Here is a 23,852-nt window from a genome sequence, read left to right as displayed (position 1 = left end):
TAATAACTCTTAACGTAATTTTTGGATTTCAAAAAACAGAATAGCTGTATATTTACATGATTTTTATTAGAACATGCAGCAAAACTTCATACCGTTTTATAAAACAGGTTACTTTTCATCTTTAATTTGTGATTATTTAGACGAAAAGTCTCAGTTAAATCTGTTTTATAATCGCTTTCCTAAAATTGAAAATTTTAAACTTCAAATTGAGGAGAAAGAGCTGTCGTTCAAAAATGAATCTCGAAGTGTTTTGGTTGAATCTCTTAAAAAACAATACCAAAACCTTGAAACGTCAAAAAATACACTACAAAATATTGAACGTTTAAAATCAGAAACAACATTTACAATCACCACCGGTCATCAGCTAAATTTATTCACAGGTCCGCTTTACTTCCTCTATAAAATTGTTTCGGCTATCAACCTTTCAAAAGAATTGAAAGATGAATATCCCAATTATGATTTTGTGCCAGTTTATTGGATGGCCACGGAAGACCACGATTTTGAAGAAATCAATTACTTCAATTTTAAAGGGAAAAAAGTGAGGTGGAACAAAGACGCCAGCGGTGCGGTTGGACAGCTTGCAACTGATGGACTGGAAGCTGTTCTAGATTTGTTTTCGCAAGATTTGGGCGTAAGCAAAAATGCCCAAATTTTAAAAGAACTATTTAAATCATCTTATATAAAACATGATGATTTAGCAGAGGCTACCCAATATTTGGCCAATGAATTGTTTAAGGACTACGGATTGGTAATTATCGATGCCAACAATGCAGCGCTTAAAAAAGAATTTGTACCATTTATGGAACAAGAACTTCAGAAGCAAACATCTTTTAAATTGGTTTCTGAAACGAATAAACGGCTTAACAATTTACCCGAAAATTACAAAATACAAGTAAACCCTCGTGAAATCAATCTGTTCTATATAAATGACGGCTTGCGCGAGCGTATTGTTTTTGAAGATGGTGTTTATAAAGTTTTAAACACTAACCATTCATGGAGCAAGAGCAACATGCTTAAACATCTCAATGAATTTCCTGAACGATTTTCTCCAAATGTGATTATGCGCCCGTTGTATCAAGAGGTCATTTTGCCCAATTTATGTTACATTGGCGGTGGTGGTGAGCTGGCCTACTGGTTTCAACTCAAAGCATTTTTCGATGAGGTAAATGTACCATTTCCAATGTTGTTGCTTCGAAATTCTGTTTTAATCCAATCTGAAAGACAATCCAAGAAACTAAAAAAACTGCATATTTCAGATGAAGATATTTTTTTAAAACGCGATGCTTTTATCAATAAAAAAGTTAGGGAAATATCAAATATAGACATTGATTTTTCACCTCAAATGAATCATTTAAAACAGCAGTTTGAAGATTTGTACAAGCTGGCAGAGCAAACCGATAAGTCTTTTTTAGGTGCTGTTAAGGCACAGGAAGTCAAGCAGATCAAGGGACTTGAAAATCTTGAAAAACGTTTGCTTAAAGCACAAAAAAGAAAATTGTCCGATGAGGTTTCTAGAATGGTGGAACTACAAAACGAACTGTTCCCAAATGGAGGCTTGCAGGAACGAAATGCCAATTTTTCAGAATTCTATTTAGAATATGGGGAAGCTCTTATTTCTAATCTTATTGAAAGACTTGATCCCTTAAAAGCGGAGTTTTCAATTTTGACTTAATAAAAAAAGACTATGTTTTCACATAGCCTTTTAACTAAACTAACAATTAAAAAAAACTTAATCCCATTGTTTTTGGGTACTACTTAGGCCTTGGTACATGATTAATGCAGAATTGGTGCCTCCTTTTGTAGTAAGATCTGTAGCATCGCTAAATGAATAATAATAATCCGTTGGGGTGTCAATAATTTTATAACCTAAGGATAGATTTGTAAAAACGCCTAAATAGCTTACTTCAGTTGTGGGCGTGTTATTGCCCTTTAAAAGAAAGAAATGATATCCGGTTATTGTAATAATAGGTAGCTCACTTCCCAGATTTTCATAGCCGGATATTGAAGTTGTCTCGGACATTTTTACATAGGATACATTTGCTGTCGGGCCATTTGCAGCATAGTATTTAAATGCAAAACAATAACTGTTTTGTGGGATTATAACATCATTGTCATTAGCTATTGTTATGTTGCTATTGCCATTAAGGCCAACACCAAATATTGAGTTTGAATAATCAAATTGCTCAGCCGTAGTTCCATTTTTTGTGACATTATTTAACACGTTGGCTAGCATATTGTATTCTTCTTCAGTTATTTTTACCCATTCATTATTACTGGCATCTAAATAATCTTGTTTTGATGTAGTTAAAAAATATGCTATATCGTCAATATTGTTTAAAGTTACGCTTACTGTAGAAGTAGCGACTTCTGAAGAATTGGTTACTGTAACCGTTGCAGTTAAAGTTGGGGCGGTTTCAAAGTCAAAAACAGAACTTTCCTTAACGGTTACTAAGCCAGTTGTACTATTAATAGAAAACGCATTTGGTACAGATTCTGTAACTATACTATAAATTAATGTACCCGAGAGGTTTGTTGTGACCGTGCCAACGGTTGTGCCATTTGTAGGGTATTCATCTAGGGTTTCGTTAATATTTGATGCACTGGGCTTAAAGGAATTATCGTCTTTGCTGCAAGAAGCTATTAAAATGAAAATGCTTAGCAGATATGTTTTGAATAAATAGTTTTGTGTTTTCATGATTTTTGATTTTAAAAAGTTAGGTTTAAGTCTTCACAGCTTGAAAGATCTAATACTTTGTTATCATCCAAAACCGACCAAGAAACCCAACATCTAGACCCATCGTCGTTACAGCCACCAGTAAATAATTTTATATGTGTCGTATAGCTACCTGCGGATAAGTCAATGTTTCCTTTGCTTTTTGGTTCAACAACTAAATCGCCTGGTGTGTTGCTAGCCTTCGGGCTACTTTTGTAAAAGTGAAGACTGTATTGCGTGTTTGCGTTCTCAATAATTACCGTTCCGGTATTGTCCTTGGCGCAACCTTCTTCAGTACTGCACGACATATTGAATGCAATAAGAGTTGCAATCAGAATTAATTTCCGTAAATTTTTCATAATACATTGTTTTGTGGTTAATGATAAGTTTTTGTAGCGCTTGCCACTGGTTTTATCTGCAGTTAAACCAGTGCAAGACACCACAAAACTGTATGGTCAAATTAATGACTTAACAAACTTAATGTATTGTTTTTAAGTGTTTTAATGATGAAAGTGGACAACCCGTGGACAGTAATTTTAAAGGCAGTGGACAAATGGTGGACGCTAAATAAGAAGCGCTTTTAAAGACTGAATACTAGGTCTTTGAGTGAATCTTCTGTGGAAATATCTAGTTTTTTTCGAAGTCTGTAGCGCGCTTTTTTTATGCCTTCTTGGGAAATATTCAGAATGCTCGCTATTTCTTTGGAAGATAAATTCATTTTTAATAAGGACATTAATCGCAATTCGTTTGGCGTAACATCTGGGAATTTTTGTTTTACGTTGCTGTTGAAATCTTTATGGACCTCTTGAAAATACTTGCTGAAATTTTCCCAATTGTTATCGTCCTTAAGGTCAAAATTAATGGTCCTAATTAATTGATTGTAACCTTTAATACTGTTTTCGGAATCTTTAAATGCTTGCGCTTTTTGTTTTAAATCTTCCAAAACTTCATTTTTCTTGGCTAAGTGCAAGGCATGGGTGGTAAGTTCTTTCTTTTTGTATTCCAATTCTAGGTCCACTTTTTCTTTTTCAATTTTACTGCGTTTTAGTTTTTGTTTAACGGCGTAAAAGCCAATTAACGAAAATAGTAGTCCAAAGCCCAATAAAACCTTATATAGAAAATCGATTTCTCCTTTTTGCTTTAAGAGGTCGATTTCGTTTTTCTGAAGCAAAATTTGTTGTTCTTTTTTTTCGTTTTCGTATTGGGCTTTTAATTCATCAATCTGTTTGGCGGTGGCTTGGTTAAATATACTGTCGTGAAAAATTTGATATTGCCTTTGGTCTTCCAAAGCAGTGATGTAATTTCCTGTCTTTTCATAAGCTTTAGACCTCTTGCTGTAGCCATCTTCAAGCAAATCAATGATGTCCATGGAGTCCGCAAGCCTAATGGCCTGAGAGTGGTTTGTGATGGCGTTTTTATAATTACCGTTTCTGAAGTACGCATCGCCTATTTCATTGAAACTGATAATTAGATTGTTTGCAGAACCAATTTTTTGGGTTATTGCATGGCTTTCCATGAGTAATTCCAGCGCTTTTTTGTGGTCTCCGCGCTTGGAGTAAATGCCTGCCATATTTGACAGGTTTGAGGCTACATAATCATTACGATTCATCTTTCTACCCAAAGCCAGACTTTGTTCATAGCTTTCCAGAGATTTATCGTAATCTTCCAAATACCAATATAAATTTCCAATTTCAATGTACATGGTCGCTATCCATCGTTCATTATTTAAGACTTTAAACGCATCCAACGATTCGGTTAAAGGTTTCATGGCATCATTATAATTGCCCCTTAGCATTTCAATGCGACCAATGTCCGCCAGTGCTATGGCTTTCCCGATTTTGTTTTCAGGTACAATCGTATCCAAAACCCGTGATGCATTAAGAGACGCTTCCATAGCCGATTTAAAATCTCCCATATCCATGTATATAGTGGATTTTCTTTGGTAATTATCCACCATGTGTGGGCCGTGTTTTATTTCTGTGGCCACTTTTAAACCTTCATCCGCCAAATTAAGTGCCGTTTTAAAATTGCCTTGTAATGTCTCAAAAACGGCATACTCGTTTAAGGCTAACCATAGGTTTGGTTTATCGTTGTAATCGGATAGTGATTTAACTGATTTTTTAAAATAAAACCTGGCAGAATCCAAATTTGGTGCAAACCTGTAATAGTAGGCTAGGTTGAGATAACCAAACCCAATACCAGTTTTGTAGCCAATTTTTTTTGACAAATCCAATCCCAAATGTGCATAGTTGAATGACTCTTCAGGGTTTTTATGTTTAAAGTTATGGTAGAGTTTTTGAATGGTTTTAACTTTTTCAATGCCTTCAGGTTGATTGTTAAGCGCGTTGAGAAGGCTATCTATTTTTTTATCGTTTTGGGAGATGCAGAACAGGGGTGCTAATAGAATAAAAACAATAAACTTTGAAAGGTGTACCATACTTTTAATTGACAAGTTTCAATAAAAGTAATAATTTCAGTGGTGCAAATCAACTTATTAGGCTTTGCATTTAGTTCGCTTTAAAAATACGAAAGTAAACCTGACGAGGTTTACTTTCTATATTGGGTAAAATGTGTGCTACAAGTTTTGCTATTTAAAGGAATAGCAGGCAGTTCCTTTAAACGTAGTACTAACAATAACATCATTTTCATTAGCTGTAAATGAAGTTTGGCAATAAGATTGCGAAGACGTTTGATAGGTTTCATTAAGCCATTCATTGTATTTTGTGGTAACCAAAGAATTATTGACGTATAAGTAGCTGTACATTTTGTTGCCGTTGGGCATCTCATAAATATCACTTGGTGGGCCCCAAGAGCTAATAAGACTATTAATGTCGTGACCCCTCCAAGTATTTACACGGTTAGCATAATTTTTTGTTGAAATACATGAGGTCATTATAAGGGCAACAAAAATGATTATAAAGGGTTTTATCTGGATTTTCATTTTGTGGATTTTTTAGTTACCGTATAATCTTAATAGCTCAGGTTTAGGTCTTCACAACTTGAAAGGTCGAGTTCTTTTGAGTTGTCCAGAGATTGCCATGACACCCAACATCTATTATTATCTGGATTACAGCCTCCGGTATATAACTTAATAACACTTGTGTAACTTCCAGCGGGGATGCTAATACTGCCCTTAGATTGGGGTTCAACAACCAAATCTGCGATTGAATTGCTGGCTTTTGGAGCGGTTTTGTAAAAATGAAGACTGTATTGTGCATTGCTGTTTTCAATAATGACAGTTCCAGTATTGTCTTTGGCGCATCCTTCTTCTGTACTACACGATAGATTGAATGCCAGAATCAATACGATAAATTTTAATCTTAAAAGAGTTTTCATGATGTGTTGTTTTGTGGATTAATATTTAGTTTGAGGAGTTGCTTGCTGCTGGTTTAGTCTGCAGCCTTAACCAGTGCAAGACTCCACAAAACTTGTTTGCCAACTTAATGACAACACAAACTTAAAACGGTAATCTAGGTATTAAAAATTTAGAGGGGGTACAAAGGGGGTACGCCTTTTAAAGTCAGCATTTAAAAGGGGTTTTTTAGGTTTTTGTATAATGGTTTAAATGGCTAAAACCGCATGTTCAAGAGAATCTTGCGGCGTTAAATCCATTTTTTTTCGCAAGCGCTGTCTCGCTTTTTTAACACCATCAGTAGATATGTTTAATATGGTTGCGATTTCTTTTGAAGACATATTCATTTTTAAAAGAGCCATAAACCGAAGCTCGTTTTTAGTAACCTCAGGGTATTTGTTCTTTACATTTTTACTAAAGTTTTTATGAACCTGCTCAAAATACTGTGTAAAGTTTTCCCAATTTTTGTCGTCTTGCTGATCAAAATTTATGGTTTTAATAAGCAGTTGGTATCCCTTGGTTTCCTTTCCTGATGTTTTTAACGCTTTAACTTGCTGTTTTAGGTTTTCTAAAACTTCGTTCTTTTTTGCCAAATGTAGTGCGTGTGTGGTGAGCTCTTTCTTTTTAAATGCCAATTCGGCATCTAATTTTTCTTTTTCAACTTTATTTCGCTTTATTTTTTGCCTGTAACCATAAAAACCAAAGCTGATAACCACTAGGGCCAAAGTTAAGCCACCACCCAAAAGAATTTTTTGAAGATTGCTGATTTTGGCTTCCTTTTCCAAAATTTCAATTTCATTTTCCTGTAAAACTATTTGCTGTTCTTTTTTTTCAGTTTCGTATTGAGTTTTTAGTTCGTCAATTTGTTTGGCCTTGGTGGTGTTAAACACGCTGTCATTAATTTTTTGGAACAACCTTTGGTCTTCAAGCGCTTTGATATAATTCCCTGTTTTTTCATAGGCCTTCGATCGGCCATTATAACCATCTCTTAGAATATCTACGGATTTTATTGAGTCTGCCAAAGCAATAGCCTTACTGTGGTATTGTATGGCTTGTGCATAATTCTTTTTGCCGAAATAAGCTGTGGCGATGTTATTTAAACCTATGATTCTATTATTTGTAGAGCCTCTGGTACTGTCCAGTCTTTCAGATTCCAAAAGATTTTTTAAGGCTAAATCGTAGTTTTTATTGCCTAAATGAATCAGCCCAATATTGGATAAATTCATGGAAATAAAAGGAACCCTATTCATTTCATAACTAATCTCCAAGCTTTTTTGATAGTTGATTAATGCCTTGTCCAATTCATCCATATACCAATAAAGATTGCCTATTTCCATAAGAATGGTAGCCTGCCAATGCTTGTTTCCCGCATCGGTGTAAATGGTGAGTACGTCATTTAGGGGCTTTAGAGCGTCAGCGTAATTTCCGCGTAAAATATCAATCCGAGCCAAGTAAGCCAAAACCATTGCTTTTTTTTCAGGGTCGTAGGGTGTTAAAGTATCCGATATTTTTGAAGCGCGAAGCGTTTCGGTTATGGCCATTTTGTAGTCGCCTTGATCTAAATAAATCGTGGCTTTTCTCCTGGCATTTTCCATAATCAAGCTGCCATTTTTTAATTCTTTTGCGATGTTTTCTGCTTTATCGGCTAATTCCAAAGCTTTTTTAAAGTTGCCTTGTATGGTTTCATAAACAGAAAATTCGTGGGTGGCATGCCATAAGCTTCTTTTGTTTTCGGAGTCTTTTAAGGTCATCATGGCCTTGTTAAAATAATGCCTTGCCGAATCAGGTTGTTTCTCCAATCGGTAAAAATATCCAAGATTAGTATATCCCAAGCCTTCACCCTTTGTGTACTTAATTTGTTTTGAAAGGGTTACAGCCTCATTGGCATAATGTAAAGCCTTTGGTTTATCAGAGTATTTATAATGATGGAACAAATTTTCCATAGTGTTCACTTTGTCAATGCCATTGGTTAAACGATTATATATATTCAAAAGGCTATCAATCTTTTTGTTCTGTTGGGCCACAATTAATAGTGGAATGAATGACAATATCAAAATGAATTTCTTCACGTAATAGGCAGGGTTAGTGTTTTATAAAAATACCCTTTTATTTTGTCTAATACAAAACGACCATAATTTGGGTTAGATTTAGCATTTTGGATTTGAATATTCTAACTTTGACATTAGAAGTCCATACATAAAAAAAACATGCATAAAATAGATATCGAGTTAGTAGAGATGACCTTGGATGTTATGAAATATACCATCGATCGTCTCACAGCAACAAATACTAAAATTGGCAAGCCTCAAAAGGAGGAAGAACTAAAAGCGTTGGTTGGTGAAACGGTTACCAAAGACGGTATTGGGGGAGAAGTTGCCTTTAAACTCTGGAAAAAATATTTAATGAAAGCCACGGTATCTATTGATCACCCCAGGCACTTGGCTTTTGTGCCTGCATCTCCAACACGTGCTGCAATCATGTTCGATTTGGTAACCTCGGCATCCAGTATTCATGGTGCCTATTGGATGGAGGGCGCAGGAGGTATTTTTTGTGAAAATGAAGCCATGCGCTGGATTGTTTCCTTAACGGGCTTGCCAGAAGGCGCTTTTGGTGTTTTTACGAGTGGCGGCACTGCGGCCAATTTATCCGCCATAGTTACCGCACGCGAGTATTGGAGAAAAGACGATACTTACAAAAGAGAAAAAGGTTTGATTATAACATCCATTGGGGCGCATTCTTCCATAAAAGCTATGGCTAAGGTTGCCGATGTGGATATTTTATTGGTAGAAAGTGAGGAAAAACTAACTGGCGATGATTTACGAAAAACGATTAATGGGTTAACCTTTCATCAAAGAAAGCGTCTTTTTGCAGTGGTGGCCACAGGTGGAACAACCAATGCCGGTATCATTGATGATTTAACAGGTATTGCTGAGGTTTGTGAAAAAGAAAAGTTATGGTTTCATGTTGATGCTGCGTATGGGGGAGGAGCCTTGATTGCCGATTCCGTAAGACACTTGTTCAACGGTATAGAGCGAGCTGATAGCATCACTATAGACCCTCATAAATGGATGTTTTCACCATACGATTGTGGTGCTGTAATCTATAAAAAACCAGAACTTGCCAAAGAGGCACATTCACAGGAAGGATCTTATTTAGATATTTTTAAAGACGAAGGGGCGCATGGTTTCAACCCAACCGATTATCAAATACAGTTAACACGGCGTGTTAGAGGGCTGCCTTTGTGGTTTTCTTTGGCTATGCATGGCACAGATAAATACAAACAAGCCGTAGAGCGAGGCATTGAATTAACCCAAATTGCAGGAAAATTAATTGATGATATGCCTCATGTTGAGTTGGTAAGAGAGCCAAGCCTATCTTGTGTTTTATATAGAAGGATAGGCTGGAAACCTGAAGACTATACACATTGGACCTATGAAAACCATAAAAAAGGATTTGCCTTGGTAACACCCACAAAATGGAAAACAGCCGGTGGTTTTGAAACAGTATCTCGCTTCTGTTTTATAAACCCAGATACCACAAAGCAGGATATCAAGGCTATTTTGGAATCCATGAAATAGTTGATAGTCTTGTTGAAAAAAATACCTGAAAAATTGCAATTCCGAATGCTTCAATAAAAAATCAATTCCTATTTTTGCGCATGCAACATGATAAGGTACTTATTTTAGACTTCGGATCGCAATACACACAACTTATTGCACGCAGAGTTAGAGAGCTCAATATTTATTCCGAAATACATCCATTCAACAAAATTCCAGAGCAAATTGAAGATTACAAGGCGGTTATTCTTTCGGGTAGTCCAAATTCTGTAAGAGGTGAAGATGCCCTGCATCCAGATTTAAGCAATATTAGAGGAAAAAAACCTTTGTTGGCGGTTTGCTATGGGGCACAATATTTAGCGCATTTTTCAGGTGGAGAAGTAGCTCCGTCAAACACACGTGAGTACGGTCGAGCAAATTTATCCTTCATTAAAGGGAATGAGCCTTTTTTCGCTCATATTCACACCGGAAGTCAAGTTTGGATGAGCCATAGCGATACTATAAAAAAGCTACCGAAAAATGGCGTTTTAATTGCCAGTACGCATGATGTTCAAAATGCGGCATATAGAATTGACGGTGAAGAAACTTATGCCATTCAATTTCACCCAGAGGTTTACCACACAACAGACGGTAAACAATTATTGGAGAATTTTTTAGTCAGCATTGCGGGCTTACATCAAGACTGGACACCACAATCTTTTGTTGAAGAGACCGTTGAGGCCATACAGAATAAAGTTGGAGATGGCAAAGTGGTTCTTGGTCTTTCCGGTGGTGTAGATTCTACAGTTGCTGCCGTTCTTCTAAATAAAGCTATTGGCGATAATCTTTACTGTATTTTCGTAAACAACGGTTTGCTTCGAAAAAATGAATTTGAAAACGTATTGAACCAATATAAAGGCATGGGGCTTAACGTTAAAGGAGTTGATGCTTCACAGCGTTTTCTAGATGCGCTAAAAGGGTTGGAAGATCCTGAGAAAAAACGCAAGGCCATTGGTAATGCGTTCATTGAGGTTTTTGATGATGAAGCCCACAAACTGCAAGATGTAGAATGGTTGGCCCAGGGAACCATTTATCCTGATGTTATTGAGAGTGTTTCTGCTACTGGTGGACCTTCCGCTACCATAAAAAGTCACCATAATGTTGGTGGTTTGCCAGATTTTATGAAATTGAAAATAGTAGAGCCGCTTCGTTCAATTTTTAAAGATGAGGTAAGGCGTGTAGGTGCTACCTTAGGTATCGACCCAGAACTTTTGGGACGCCATCCGTTCCCTGGTCCTGGATTGGGCATAAGGATTTTAGGTGATATTACTGCAGAGAAAGTCCGTATTTTACAGGAAGTAGATTTCATTTTTATCAATGGTTTAAAGGAATGGGGGCTATACGATAAAGTTTGGCAAGCTGCTGCTATGTTATTGCCTGTTAATAGTGTTGGCGTTATGGGTGATGAACGTACTTATGAAAAGTGTGTGGCGTTAAGAGCCGTTGAAAGCACCGATGGAATGACTGCCGATTGGGTGAATTTGCCTTACGAATTCCTTCAAAAAACATCAAACGATATAATAAATAAGGTAAAAGGCGTTAATAGAGTAGTGTACGATATTAGCTCCAAGCCACCGGCAACTATTGAGTGGGAATAAACAATTTTAAAGCCCAAAAATAGTTTTTGGCACATTATATGATTGCCTTGTTAATGAAATTAAATCATCCATTAAGTATCAGGCAACGTATATATGAATTGTGCGGCGTTTGTTATATTTATGTTTTATTTTGAACCAAATGAATAAATTTTTATTAGTAATAGTCCTGTTTCTGGCGTTTAGTTTAACTTCCTTAAATGCACAAAATTTCAGCACACATAAGGTAAAAGAGGGTGAAACCATAGAAGAAATATCTTTAAAGTATTATGTAACTCCTTTTGATATTTACTCCTTAAATCCGGATGCTAAAAATGGACTTAAACCTAATACCATACTAATTATTCCCATTTCAAAAGCGCAAAAACCAAAAGTTACCGTTACAAAGGACTTACAAGGGTTTAGGGAACATAAAACAAAACGCAAGGAAACTTTATACAGCCTGTCCAAAGAATATGATGTTTCTGAAGATGACATTAAAAAGTATAACAAGTTTTTATATTCCAATACCTTAAAAAAGGGGGATAAAATTCAAATACCCATTTACAAAATAACCGAAACCGTTGAGGAGGTAAAAACTACGAAACCTTATACAGTTTTACCTCAAGAAGGAAAATGGCGCATAGCGTACAAATTTGGAATTTCAGTGCAAGAATTAGAAGCGCTGAATCCAGATATGCCCGAAGTTTTAAAAGTGGGTGAAGTTATAAACGTGCCTAATTTAGATACCGAAGACCAAAATGAGGTAGATGAAAAATACAGTTACTACAAAGTTTTGCCAAAAGAAGGTTTTTATCGTTTAAAGCTCAAATTAGGTCTGGAGCAGGATGAAATTGAAGTGCTGAATCCAGGATTAAAGGAAAGCGGTTTAAAAGACGGTATGATTTTAAAAATTCCGCTTGCTAGTGGCGTTGGCCAGATATCAATGGATGATAAGGTTAATTTAATTGACAGTATTTCAGATTTCAAAACCAAGCGCATTGCCATTATGCTGCCTTTTAGGTTAAACCGAGTAGGGTTCGATTCGGTTGCCGATACTAAAAGAAGCATAAAAAATGATCCTTATTTAGATACCTCTTTAGACTTTCATTCAGGAGTTTTAATGGCCGTCGATTCTCTTAAAAAACTCGGCATTTCATTAAAAGTTGATGTTTACGATACCAAAAACGAAGTAAGCGAGGTTTCAAGAATTATAAAGGGAAATAATTTTGAAGATGTTGATGCCGTTATAGGTCCACTTACTTCAAGGAATTTTGAACAAGCGGCTTCAGAATTGAGAGCGTATAATACACCAATTTTTTCACCAATTGGTACCAATTTAAAATTATATGATAATGTATTTCAGTCAAGGCCATCAGACGACTTGTTGAAAACCAAGATTGTAAATTTTGTAAAGACAGATACTTCGGCAGCTAACATTTTGATTGTATATGATTCTAAAAATGTAGAAGTTTCAAACGAATTAAAACGTGAATTTGGACGTGCGAAACAGGTTTTGTCCCGAAAAAATAAAGATGGTAAGGATGAGTTTTTTGTGACGCGAGAAGATATTGAAAACGCATTAAAACCAGGAAAAAACATTGTGTTTTTGGAAACCGAAAATGCGGGTTTTGTATCAAATGTAACCAGTGTTTTGGCATCTTTAATCAGAAAAGAAAAAACGGAGGAAGAAGAGGCCAGAGAGATTGTTTTGGTGACCACCCATGCTAACGGAGCTTTTGAGGGCGAGCAAGTAAACAACACGTATTTATCAAAATTGCAGTTTCATTTTGCTACGGCATCAAAAGATTACGACGAAAACCAGCACAAAGTTTTCATCAAGAAATATAACCAAATGTATAATATAACCCCCAACAACAAGGCCGTTAAGGGATTCGATTTAACCATGGATGTCGTTCTGCGTTTAGTGTCTTCTGACGATTTGTATATGTCGGTTAAAAATGCACCGTTAACGGAATACGTCGAAAATAAATTTGCGTACAAAAAGCAACTTTTGGGTGGTTACTTTAACGATACCGTTTACCTTGTTAAGTACGATAATTTATCGATTGTTGAGGTAAAACAATAAGTTTAACGGCTAGTCGTTTTATTTCTACAATATTTAGCTTGTGCTTAAATTCATCCTTTTATTTTGTGGTTTTTTATTTTTCCAGCAAGACGAGCCTGTCATATCATGGAGCGAAACTTATAAATTATCTTGGGCAGATTTTAAATCAAAGCCCAATAATAATGAAAGCACCGCAGCTATAACCGCATCGGGGATAACCTTTGGTTTTTCCATTACCCAAACAGATAAAAATCAGGTGTTAAGTTTTACTTCTGAGGTACATGCCCATTTTTATCCGAAGCAATCTTGGTATAAAGTAGAGCAAACTGATGACCATGTTTTGGGGCATGAACAATTACATTTTGATATTACGGAATTGTATGCTCGAAAATTTAGGGAACGTATTGGTAAACTAAAAGTTTCAAATAACATTAGAAGAGAGCTGAAAGGCGTTCACCAAAGTATAAATAAAGAACTTGCGGAGATTCAGAATGCTTACGATAATGAGACCGACTATTCCCGAAATTACGAAACACAAGCTAAGTGGTCTGCCTTTATAAAATCGGAGCTCCAAAAATTGGCAAAATATAAATCATAAGAATAACGCATGTTGCCCGATAAACAATTCTTAATCGATTTGGCACATACCAAAATGCCCTATGGTAAATACAAAGGCCGTTATTTAATTGATTTACCGGAATATTATGTGGTTTGGTACCACAATCAAGGCTTCCCAAAAGGTAAATTGGGCAATATGCTTAAACAGGTTTATGAGTTAAAGCTAAACGGTTTAGAAGACTTGGTTAGGAATATTCAAAAGCAATATCCGAAAGGATGATTAATTGGGTTCGTTTAAAGGTAAATTGTATGAGTAATGGCAGATTGCGTGGTAATTTCCTTTCAAACCGTTACGCTGTTTGAGCGGGTTACAAAGTTTGATGTTTGCCACTGTCACTGCCATTACTTATACAAAATGTTGGCAACAGTTGTTAGCTGTTATTCCTTCAAATATACCAAAATCATCTTTGTCGGTTGATCTCCTGAGTTAATTACAGCATGTGTATCAGCATCACCGAACCAAATGGATGTACCGGATTCAACTTCAATTTCCTGAGCATCTCCATTCTCGGGGGTAATCTTAACTTTAGCATCTGTTAAGACAATCGTTAAGTGTGGTTCGTGATAGTGCATCCCCAATCCACATACATCGCCTTGTGGCAAACTAAAATGTTCGATTACTTTAATTTTGTCATTATCAATAATGACTTTTTCTCCTGATTCAGGAGTTTCCTGATTTTGTGCAGCAAGTGTGCCACATAAAAACACTAATGATAAAATAAATAAATGCCTCATGATGTTAATTTTTAATGATTAATAATTACATCACAAAGTTAAATGCGTATATCTCAAAGAGTTTTTCTTAAAAAATCAATCTTTTTGTTTTGGCATCCAATCCAAATTAAATTGACTATTTGTTTTGATTCCGATATTCGGAGGGAGAAACATTGAACGTATCTTTAAAAATCCGGCTAAAGTGAGATACATTCTCGAAGCCACAATTAAAAATAATATCACCAATCGATTTTTCTGAACTGATGAGAAGCATACGGGCTTTTTCAATTCTTTTCATTTTTAACCATTTCCCTGGAGTAGTACCATAATGTTTTTCAAAATCTCTTCTGAAAGTACTTGTGCTTCGATTAGAAATCTCAGCAAATTCTGAAATCTTTAAATTATATATATAATTCGCCTCCATTACTTCCCAAATAGGTGTCACATAATCTCCTGTTATTTGATTTATATATGCAAGTATGTGCTTATTATCAGGGTGTACTAGGATGTTGAAAATTAATTCCTTAAACTTCCCTTCGAAAATAGTATCAGGTAATAATTGTGGATTTTCAAAATAAGGTAAAAGGCTCTCATAACAAATACGAATCTGGTCGTTTAGCATGAACTGCTGAATCATTTCCACATTCACCTTAGGCAGATTATTTAACTTAAGATAGGTTCTAAATTCATCAAAAATTTTCTTTAAATAGTTATCTTTTAAATACAATACCAATACTTTCCAATCTGTAAAATCATCTGGTAATTCTTGATGGAACGCACCTCTTTTTAACAAAAAGCCCTGGCAATCATTTAAAATCCATTTTTTATCACCGTGCTTAATAATCCGTTTACCGCTAATAGTAAAGGTTAACTGATTATGATTAGAATATAACTGAAGGATTTTTTCCTTCTGAGGGCATTCGTAATAACAGAACAGTTGGTCCTTCAAACTTAGCTGATTAAATATATCAGGATTCGATTTATGTATTTCGTATATATTCATTCAATCAAGTTCTATTTGCTTCAACAATCCCAGGTTCAAATTGTTGTCAACTTTAAGATATGGATTTTTTTAATTATTTATATCGGTAGTTAAACGAAATTAGTTGAAAATTTTATAAAGTCAAGACTTTAGGGATTCCAATTCTGTTTGTCTTATAAAATCATTTAAAAAGAACAGAACTATATTTAAAACTAATAATCATTTCATCAAACTGTTTGATAAAGTCTTGGCCAAAGTTGCCATGAAAGTGATTGACATCGGTACCGATATTATTGATGTGAAGCCGTAAGTCTTTCAAAGTGGCGCTTGATTCACCAACGCTTAACGTTACACTATCCAGCACAAAACCTTCAAATTCTATAGTACCACCGGCACTAGCCGATTGAAAGGTTGTTGGCGTATATTTTTCTTCAATTTCGGTTTTATACTTCTCGTAAAATGGTTCATACAATGCAGTTTGTCTCGCACCCGTATCAAACCCAAAACTCAAAGTGTCTTTTTGATAAGTAACGGCAATTATGGGTGTTAGGCCGTCCAATGCAAAATTGTTTTTATTGTAGTCTATGGGAATTTTGGGAATGGAAATGGTATCGTTTTTAGAAATTCTGATTTCATCCATAGCTTCGATTACGGGGAATCCTATAATTCCATTAATATAATAATCAATTTGTGGGAATGAAACATCTGCATCATTCAGCACCAAGAACACCACGTTTTTAAACATCAGGTCGCCAATCATCAATTCATTGGCTATGGCAAGGTCGCTATCTACTCTTTGACCCGTAAAGGCGGTTACATAAAAGTTAGATTCTATAAAGGTTAGGCCAAGTTCTTCAACCAATGATTTTTTAATCACCGAAATGTTTGCGCCTGTGTCAAATATAAAATTCATGGTTTTGTCATTCATAGAAACATCAACGTTGAACAGCCCCACTTTGTCCTTAACCATTGGAAATGAAACATCGGCACTTTTAACAATTTCTTGCTTGGGAATGTTTTTCAGAAAGCTCCAAATGTTGATTTCATTTTTCAAATTTTCGATATCGGAAGAATCATTCAACTGAAGGAAGTTTTCTTGAATATATTTACTTGCCATGGCTGCCTCGCCGTATTCATAGAGATTCACATGGTTGAGCAGTTTGGTATTATAAAGGGTATTGAGAACAGTGTCTGAGAGTTTGGTTTTGCTTGGGCTCAATAATTCATCAATCACCGCGTTGGATTCTGATAGTTTATTGAAGACATTATATACAATTGCTTGGTAATATAGTTTGTGGTCTTTTGAGAGATTGTCTTTTTGGGCATAAAAGCTTTCTTTCAGTTTAAAATAGTTTTGCGTTTCAATTAAACTATCCAATAGGGTTAGTGTTTCTGGATTGCTTACCTTTTCAACTGAAGGATTTTTGCAGGCCATTGAAAGAATAAGAAGTAAAAGAAAAAGCTTTTTCATGCGTTTTAATTTTAAAAATGATGTGGATAAGTTAACCATAAAAAAAGAGAACGTTTGTAAAAATACGTTCTCTTTTGGGTTAGACGTTTTTATTTGTTTATTGTTACTTCATTTAAACGTTTAATGGGTTAGTTGTCATTGATGACTTGTCCTGAACCTAAAATATTAACATTCATTGAAGGGTTTCCCCTGTAATAAACATTCCCGCTTCCTTCAATTTTTACATCAAGGTTTGATTCACAGGCCACTTCAATTTCACCAGACCCTTCATTATCAATGTTACAACTTTTTGATGGCATGTTGAAAGCAAAAATACTGCCCGATCCTTCATTGGTAATATCTAAACCATCACAGCTGCCCTCCAGGTAAATGTTTGCAGCGCCACTGTTAAAAGCCTTAAAATTTTGAACATTGATGTTGTTGTACACGTGCATATCACCTGTGCCCGAATTTTCAATTTCTGTTAAACTAGTCACCGTTAAATGGGCTTCTAAATGTACATTGCGGTAATTGCCGTCGGCTAGGGACAATTTTAATTTTCCATTTCTGACATCGGTTTGTACTCTGCCCATAATATTGTTGTCGGCAATAATTTCAACACTCTGCTCAGTGCCTTTTGTAATGGTTACATAAAAGGTGCCCTCGCTAGATACAGCATCAAAATATTCTACTGGCCTAAATTCTGAAATGGTTTGGCCAGAACCAACAAACTGGTCTTCAGAACATCCAAAAAACGTTATGGATACTGTAAGAATCATAAATAATTTTTTCATTTTTTTTACTTTTTTAAGATTGAAGAAGCAAAACTAAAATGAAAAAAATGGCTGGGCATTGATCTATATCAAGATTTACGTTTTTTGAATTTAGCCCGTAAACGCGACAAAGTTTCGGGCGTCATATCAAGGTAAGAAGCAATAATGTGGTGCGGAATACGGTTAAAAAGGTTTAAATCTGTTTCATTAAATTCAATCAATCGTTCTTCGGCATTTTTTATGATTCTTGAAATTTCCTTATTGTGCTTTTCCACAATAAAGTCCTTGAGTTTGGCCGTTTCAAATTTGGCAAATTCAGGTTGGTTGACTCTTAAAACATCCAATTCATCTTTGGTCCAAAAAATTAATTTGGTGTCTAAAAGTGCTTGGCAGTTGATGTATGAGGGTTCGCCAGTCCAATAACTAACATTAGAGGAATAGAAGAAATCATGCTCTTTTGAAATTCTTATGGTTTTTTCGTTGCCCGAATAATCTATAACATAATGACGTACCACACCTTCAAGAACAAAGAAAACGCGTTTTGAAACATCGCCTTGGGTTAAAAGGTGTTCATTTTTTTTGTATCCAATGCTATGGCCAGATTTTAAAAAGCTATCTAAAGAAAAATACATAAAGGTGTGTTGAAAGCATAAGGTTAGCGAGAGGTTCGTTTAACTTGGTGATATGTGTCATTTTGGATGAATTATATCAGTTGCCAAACGAAGTTAGTTGAATTTTTCTATAAAGTCAAGTCATCGTTTTTTTCTTATCCCTCAATTATGATCATTAAATGATGGGTTAAAACTTATAACGTAAACCTAGCAAATACGATTCATTTTTGGAGCTAAAACCAATTTCTAAATGTTCCTTGGAATATGGAGAGGTAAAAATATAGGTACTGCCAATGCCCACAACGGCCCCAGCCAAAACATCCCAATGGTCGTGCCAGCCATCGGGGCCTTCCATTCGGCTAACGCCTACAATGGTTGCCCCTAAATAGGCCCATTTGCCATATTTCCAGCCATAACGACGTTGTATGAAAGATGCAGCTGAAAATGCTGATGTGGTATGCCCCGAAGGAAATGCGTCGTACAGATTTCGGCCTTCGGGCCTTTCTTTTTTAATGATTCGTTTGAGCGAATGGGTAACAATTAAACTTGTTCCATAAGAAAGGGCAAATTGTTTTGTCCCTTGCCAATCTTTTTTAATTAAGGTTGTTAATCCTGCAATTGCTGGCATGGCAACTTGCAATACATCACCGGTGTCTTCTAAAACAAATTCCCATTTTTCGTGATCCCCTTTTTGGGTTTGTGCTTCAGCATTTAAGTAAACTAAAATAAGTAGGGTGCAACTTAATAAATACCTGGTTAGTTTTCCTTTCAAAATAAATATGGTTTAAGGATTGTAAACTTGACCTCTGTGTGGTTTAAGGGCATCCCGTATGGGTTTCATGTCTGGTTCATCAACCACCAAATAAGCTATACTGTGTATATTGCCAATATTTTCAACTCCAGTAATGGTAATGGCTAACTTCTCCATTTTTGCATACTCCTTCAAGTGAATTTCATGGTGCTCCGCTATTTTACGGGCATTTGGTCCACGAAAATCCCAAATCAATTTAAGTTTACGCATGTTGGCTCTGGGTATTTTTTACCTATAAATATCTGTTAAATATAGTTTAAAAAGTGTAATAATCGCTATTTTTCACCGTTTGAAAAACAACTTGTATTATAGGTTTATATTAGTATTTTTGTAACCGCTGAAAAAAAATTACACTCATGAAATCAAACTATTTTATTGCCTTATTTTTAATGTTTTTTGTTTTAACTGCTAAAGGGCAATCTAATAACGAAACCGTATTGTTTACCGTTGATGGCGACCCTGTTTATACTTCAGAATTTATCAGGGTTTACAAGAAAAACCTCGATTTGGTTCAAGATGAATCTCAAAAAGATGTAGATGAGTATTTAAAGCTCTTCACCAATTATAAACTGAAACTAAAGGAAGCAAAAGCGTTGGGGTTGGACGAAAAGCTTGCCTATATAAGGGAGCTTTCCAATTACAAACAGCAGTTGGCCAAAAATTACATGTCTGATAGCAAGGTAACCGATGACTTGGTTGAGGAAGCCTACGAGCGTATGTCATATGATGTAAATGCCGACCATATTTTGGTCAAGGTTGATGAAAATGCAAGTCCGCAAGATACTCTGGTGGCTTACAGCCAAATAGTGAAACTTCGTGAAAGAGCACTTAAAGAAGGTTTTGAAAAAGTGCGAGCAGAAGTGCACAATGGGCAAACTATTTTTGGTGAAAAATTGGGTTATTTTTCTGGGTTTAGAATGGTTTATAAGTTTGAAAACGCTGCATTTAATACAGGAGTTGGTGAAATTTCACAGCCTTTCCGTACCCGATTTGGCTACCATATTGTACATGTTTTGGACAAGCGTAAATCAAAAGGTGAGGTTACGGTAGCCCACATTATGGTGATTGAAAAGCCAAATGATTCTTTGGCTGAAAAACCAGAAAACAGGATTCAGGATATATACAAAAAAATAGAACAGGGCGAAGATTTTGCATCTTTGGCTAAGCAATTCTCAGATGATAAAAATTCGGCCATAAAAGGTGGAGAATTGGCGCCGTTTTCAAGTGGACAGTTAAGGGCCAAGGAGTTTGAGGATGTTGCTTTTCAATTGGAAAACGAGGGTGATATTTCAAAACCGTTCAAAACAGATTTTGGCTGGCACATTGTTAAGCTAATCAACAAAAAACCGATTCCAGAATTTGAAACCATAAAGCTTGAATTGATTAACAAAGTTAAACGCGACAGCCGATCTAAATTAATTGATGAAGCTTTGGTGAATAAACTCAAATCCAAATACAATGTGAGTAGTGACCAACCAAATTTGGATTATTTTGTTTCTATTTTAAATGATGATTATTTTGCCAGAACATGGCGACTTCAAGAAGATTTTGAAGGCGATAAGCCATTTTTAAAAATAGGCGATGAACAATTGTTATTCAAAGATTTTGGTTATTATCTAGAAAACCAGCAACGTAATACCACGCCAAGGGCACCTTTTAAAACTATTGTTTCTGATAAATATCAAAACTTTTTAAAGGAAGAGTTAATTCAATATCAAGAAGACCATTTGGAAAGTGAAAATCCAGATTATGCCGAAATAGTTGCAGAATATAGAGATGGTTTGTTGTTATTTGACCTTATGGAAACCACAATTTGGAATTCAGCAAAAACCGATACTACGGAAATAGAAAACTATTACGAAACGAATAAAAGTAAGTATATTTCAGAAAAGCAAATTAATGCCGTTGTAGCGTCTTCTACGAAACAAAAAACTTTAAAGAAAGTAGCAAAGTTGTTAGAAGAAGGTATGGCAATAGATCGTATAAAGTCTTTGGTTAATAGCAACGATGCGATTGAAGTGATTTTTACATCAGGTATTATGGAAGCAGATGACCAAGCTTTGCCAAAGGATTTGGAATTTAAAAAAGGCATTTCTAAAATCCTGAAACATAATGATGGCTTTGTGGTGGTTCAAATAAAGGAAGTGCTTCCTGCAGGTCAAAAATCATTTGACGATGCAAAAGGTGCTGTTATTGGTGATTACCAAAACCACAAGGAAGAAAATTGGTTAAAAGAATTGGCTGAAAAATATAAAATTGAAGTAAACCAAGAGGCTCTGGAGCGTGTAAAGGCTCAACTCAAAAATAAATAGGTGCGCATTAAATCCCTCATATTAATAGCCTTATTGGCTTTAATGTTTTCCTGTGATTTTTTCAAGAAAACAGACGAACGCAAACCCATTGCTCGGGTGAACGAAAGTTATTTGTATGAGGATGATATTAAAAATTTGGTGCCCGAGGAAGCTTCTAAAGAGGATAGCACACTTTTGGTGCAAAACTTTATCAATCGCTGGGCAACACAACAACTTTTTGTTGATGGCGCCTTATTGAACCTAAGTGTAGATCAGCAAGAATCGTTCAATAAATTGGTAGAGCAATACAAAAACGATTTATATACCAAAGCTTACATAGAGGCTTTGGTAACCCGAAACCTTGACACCACTATACCCATTGAGGAAGCAAAAAAGTATTATGAAGACAACAAAGAGGTCTTCAAGCTCAACGAAGAATTGATAAAGTTCAGGTACATTCACGTTGATGAGAACATGAATAATTTTAATAACATAAAGGATCGCTTTCGCCGTTATAACGCCAAGGATAAACGCGTTTTGGATTCCATTTCAATTCAATTCAAATCTTACTCGCTAAATGACTCTATTTGGATAAAGTTAAGTCAGGCCGTAAGCAAAATTCCAACGGTGAATTCTGAAAATAAAAATGAACTGTTAAAAAAATCTAATTTTGTACAGCTCAAAGATTCATTAGGAGTATATTTGATGCAGATTAATGATGTTTTGTTGCGCAACGAAACGGCTCCTCTAGAGTATGTAAAGCCAACAATAAACCAAATAGTAATCAATAAAAGGAAGTTGGACCTCATTAGAGAATTAGAAAAAGATATTACTAAAGATGCTATTAAAAACAAACAATTTGAAATATACAATTAATTTGAAACGCATTACACTACTTGGTGTATTGATGTTCGCCTTTAATATTTCAACTTCACAGGAAATTATTGAAGATGAAGCAGAAGATGAAGTTGCTGTTGTTGAAACTCAGCCAATCGATATTCAAAATGGTAGAAAGGTAGATGGCGTTGCTGCTGTGGTGGGCGATTTTATTGTTTTGGATTCCGACGTGCAAAAGGAAAGAGACCAGATAATTGCTGCTGGTGGTTCGTTGGAAGGTGTTGATAATTGTCAATTGTTTGGTTTAATGTTAGAGAAGAAGTTGTATGCGCACCATGCCATTCAAGATAGTCTCCCAATATCTGATGCTGAAATCCGAAAAAGCGTTGATTACCAAATAGAACAGTTTTTACAACAAACCAATGGTTCTATGGAGCGGCTTTTGGAGTTCTATAATATGGATGACGAAAAAACCTTTAGGGATGAAATGTTCGAAATCAATAAATCCAATCAATTAGCGTCTAAAATGCAGGCGAAAATTGTTTCAGAAATTGAAATTACTCCAGAGGAGGTTCGTACGTTTTTCAATAAAATACCCAAAGATGAAAGGCCAACTTTTGGTACAGAACTTAAGGTGGCGCAAATTGTTGCCGAACCAAAAGTATCAGAAGAAGAAAAGCAGAGAATTATTGACCGGTTAAAACAGTTTAAGGCCGATATTGTTGAAAATGGAGCCAGTTTCCGTTCTAAGGCGGTATTGTATTCTGATGATCCAGGCTCTGCAAGTCGGGGAGGAAAATATACCTTGAACCGAAAGCAACCAAGAATGGTTAAAGAGTTTAGACAGGTGGCATTTTCATTGCAAGAAGGTGAAGTGTCCGAACCCTTTGAAACCGATTTCGGTTACCACATCATTACTTTGGAAAAAATCAGGGGACAAGAGTACGATGTCGCACATATTCTGTTAACGCCCAAAGTGTCCAATCAAGCTGTTGAGGAAGCCAAAGAGCGTTTGGAAAAAGTAAGGAAACGTATTGTTGATGGTGATATTTCATTTGCAGATGCCGCAAGGGAAGCCAGTGATGAAAAGGAGACTAGGGCAGATGGTGGTCAATTAATTAACCCAACTACACAGGACTACAATTTTGAATTGACCAGAATGGATCCAGAACTTTACTCACAAATTCAAAACCTAAAAGATGGTGAGGTAAGTTTGGTATTGAAAGAAGAAGACCGTACGGGAAAAATAAAGTTCAAAATCTTAATGGTTACAGATAGAATCAATGAGCATGAAGCTGATTATGCCCGAGATTTTTTAAAGATTAAGGAACTGGCTCTAGAAGAAAAGAAAATTAGGGAAATTGAAAAATGGCAAGAAGAAAAAATAATGGATACCTACATAAAAATTAGTGGCAATTATAGAGATTGTCAATTTTCTAGTAATTGGTTAAAAAAATAAGTC

22 protein-coding genes are annotated in these 23,852 nt (G+C 35.6%); 9 read left to right on the top strand and 13 right to left on the bottom strand.

Annotation, left to right across the window (positions count from 1 at the left end; all coding sequences use genetic code 11):
• Positions 1-73 precede the first annotated feature (73 nt).
• Entirely contained in the window at positions 74-1,672 is a 1,599-nt protein-coding gene (gene bshC, locus WJN01_RS12130; RefSeq protein ID WP_445197421.1) for a bacillithiol biosynthesis cysteine-adding enzyme BshC, read from the top strand.
• Positions 1,673-1,729: 57 nt separating this feature from the next.
• Here bshC and WJN01_RS12125 read toward each other — a convergent pair whose 3' ends face one another.
• The 6 genes from WJN01_RS12125 to WJN01_RS12100 form a co-directional block, all read right to left on the bottom strand.
• Positions 1,730-2,695, bottom strand: coding sequence for a cadherin repeat domain-containing protein (locus WJN01_RS12125; protein ID WP_445197420.1), 966 nt, complete (start codon positions 2,693-2,695; stop codon positions 1,730-1,732).
• 11 nt (positions 2,696-2,706) lie between these two features.
• Positions 2,707-3,072: a hypothetical protein gene (locus WJN01_RS12120; protein ID WP_445197419.1), complete on the bottom strand. Its 366-nt coding sequence runs from the start codon at positions 3,070-3,072 to the stop codon at positions 2,707-2,709.
• A 221-nt stretch (positions 3,073-3,293) separates the two neighbouring features.
• Entirely contained in the window at positions 3,294-5,150 is a 1,857-nt protein-coding gene (locus WJN01_RS12115; protein ID WP_445197418.1) for a tetratricopeptide repeat protein, read from the bottom strand.
• Positions 5,151-5,300: 150 nt separating this feature from the next.
• Positions 5,301-5,654: a hypothetical protein gene (locus tag WJN01_RS12110; protein ID WP_445197417.1), complete on the bottom strand. Its 354-nt coding sequence runs from the start codon at positions 5,652-5,654 to the stop codon at positions 5,301-5,303.
• Positions 5,655-5,683: 29 nt separating this feature from the next.
• Entirely contained in the window at positions 5,684-6,049 is a 366-nt protein-coding gene (locus WJN01_RS12105; RefSeq protein WP_445197416.1) for a hypothetical protein, read from the bottom strand.
• Between the two features lie 225 nt (positions 6,050-6,274).
• Positions 6,275-8,134 carry a tetratricopeptide repeat protein gene (locus WJN01_RS12100; protein WP_445197415.1) on the bottom strand — a complete coding sequence of 620 codons (1,860 nt, stop codon included), beginning with the start codon at positions 8,132-8,134 and terminating at the stop codon, positions 6,275-6,277.
• A 138-nt stretch (positions 8,135-8,272) separates the two neighbouring features.
• Here WJN01_RS12100 and WJN01_RS12095 point away from each other — a divergent pair, with 138 nt between their 5' ends.
• The 5 genes from WJN01_RS12095 to WJN01_RS12075 all read left to right on the top strand — a co-directional run bounded on the left by WJN01_RS12095 (position 8,273) and on the right by WJN01_RS12075 (position 14,141).
• Positions 8,273-9,643 (top strand): pyridoxal phosphate-dependent decarboxylase family protein, encoded by a 1,371-nt coding sequence (locus tag WJN01_RS12095; protein WP_445197414.1) that lies wholly within the window; start codon positions 8,273-8,275, stop codon positions 9,641-9,643.
• An 80-nt stretch (positions 9,644-9,723) separates the two neighbouring features.
• Complete coding sequence (gene guaA / locus WJN01_RS12090) at positions 9,724-11,259, top strand: glutamine-hydrolyzing GMP synthase (RefSeq protein WP_445197413.1); 1,536 nt, start codon at positions 9,724-9,726, stop codon at positions 11,257-11,259.
• A gap of 139 nt (positions 11,260-11,398) precedes the next feature.
• A complete protein-coding gene (locus WJN01_RS12085) occupies positions 11,399-13,324 on the top strand; it encodes a LysM peptidoglycan-binding domain-containing protein (RefSeq protein WP_445197412.1) in 1,926 nt (641 codons plus the stop codon).
• A gap of 40 nt (positions 13,325-13,364) precedes the next feature.
• Positions 13,365-13,901: a DUF922 domain-containing protein gene (locus WJN01_RS12080; RefSeq protein WP_445197411.1), complete on the top strand. Its 537-nt coding sequence runs from the start codon at positions 13,365-13,367 to the stop codon at positions 13,899-13,901.
• A gap of 9 nt (positions 13,902-13,910) precedes the next feature.
• Positions 13,911-14,141, top strand: a complete 231-nt coding sequence (locus WJN01_RS12075; RefSeq protein ID WP_445197410.1) for a DUF3820 family protein — start codon at positions 13,911-13,913, stop codon at positions 14,139-14,141.
• 158 nt (positions 14,142-14,299) lie between these two features.
• Here the strand turns inward: WJN01_RS12075 and WJN01_RS12070 are convergent, their stop codons facing one another.
• The 7 genes from WJN01_RS12070 to WJN01_RS12040 form a co-directional block, all read right to left on the bottom strand.
• Positions 14,300-14,656, bottom strand: coding sequence for a cupin domain-containing protein (locus tag WJN01_RS12070; RefSeq protein ID WP_445197409.1), 357 nt, complete (start codon positions 14,654-14,656; stop codon positions 14,300-14,302).
• 115 nt (positions 14,657-14,771) lie between these two features.
• Positions 14,772-15,638, bottom strand: a complete 867-nt coding sequence (locus WJN01_RS12065; RefSeq protein ID WP_445197408.1) for an AraC family transcriptional regulator — start codon at positions 15,636-15,638, stop codon at positions 14,772-14,774.
• A gap of 160 nt (positions 15,639-15,798) precedes the next feature.
• Positions 15,799-17,088, bottom strand: coding sequence for a retropepsin-like aspartic protease (locus tag WJN01_RS12060; RefSeq protein ID WP_445197407.1), 1,290 nt, complete (start codon positions 17,086-17,088; stop codon positions 15,799-15,801).
• Between the two features lie 128 nt (positions 17,089-17,216).
• Complete coding sequence (locus WJN01_RS12055; protein WP_445197406.1) at positions 17,217-17,861, bottom strand: head GIN domain-containing protein; 645 nt, start codon at positions 17,859-17,861, stop codon at positions 17,217-17,219.
• A gap of 68 nt (positions 17,862-17,929) precedes the next feature.
• The gene (locus tag WJN01_RS12050) at positions 17,930-18,472 is read right to left on the bottom strand and encodes a Crp/Fnr family transcriptional regulator (RefSeq protein WP_445197405.1); all 543 of its coding nucleotides are present in this window, start codon (positions 18,470-18,472) and stop codon (positions 17,930-17,932) included.
• A 166-nt stretch (positions 18,473-18,638) separates the two neighbouring features.
• A complete protein-coding gene (locus tag WJN01_RS12045; protein ID WP_445197404.1) occupies positions 18,639-19,223 on the bottom strand; it encodes a phosphatase PAP2 family protein in 585 nt (194 codons plus the stop codon).
• A 12-nt stretch (positions 19,224-19,235) separates the two neighbouring features.
• Complete coding sequence (locus WJN01_RS12040) at positions 19,236-19,472, bottom strand: hypothetical protein (RefSeq protein ID WP_445197403.1); 237 nt, start codon at positions 19,470-19,472, stop codon at positions 19,236-19,238.
• Between the two features lie 146 nt (positions 19,473-19,618).
• Here WJN01_RS12040 and WJN01_RS12035 point away from each other — a divergent pair, with 146 nt between their 5' ends.
• From WJN01_RS12035 to WJN01_RS12025, 3 genes are read left to right on the top strand one after another with little or no spacing between them, the layout of a single operon-like run.
• Positions 19,619-21,574 carry a peptidylprolyl isomerase gene (locus WJN01_RS12035; protein ID WP_445197402.1) on the top strand — a complete coding sequence of 652 codons (1,956 nt, stop codon included), beginning with the start codon at positions 19,619-19,621 and terminating at the stop codon, positions 21,572-21,574.
• On the top strand, positions 21,575-22,429 hold the full coding sequence (locus tag WJN01_RS12030; RefSeq protein WP_445197401.1) for a peptidyl-prolyl cis-trans isomerase: 855 nt from the start codon (positions 21,575-21,577) through the stop codon (positions 22,427-22,429). It begins immediately after the preceding gene.
• Complete coding sequence (locus WJN01_RS12025; protein WP_445197400.1) at positions 22,392-23,849, top strand: peptidylprolyl isomerase; 1,458 nt, start codon at positions 22,392-22,394, stop codon at positions 23,847-23,849. The genes WJN01_RS12030 and WJN01_RS12025 overlap by 38 nt, the downstream gene beginning before the upstream one ends.
• Positions 23,850-23,852 lie beyond the last annotated feature (3 nt).

The sequence above is a fragment of the Tamlana sedimenti genome, from assembly GCF_038148895.1.
Lineage (GTDB): Bacteria > Bacteroidota > Bacteroidia > Flavobacteriales > Flavobacteriaceae > Tamlana.
Note: the sequence above shows the minus strand (reverse complement) of the source record. Positions and strands in the feature narration are given on the sequence as shown.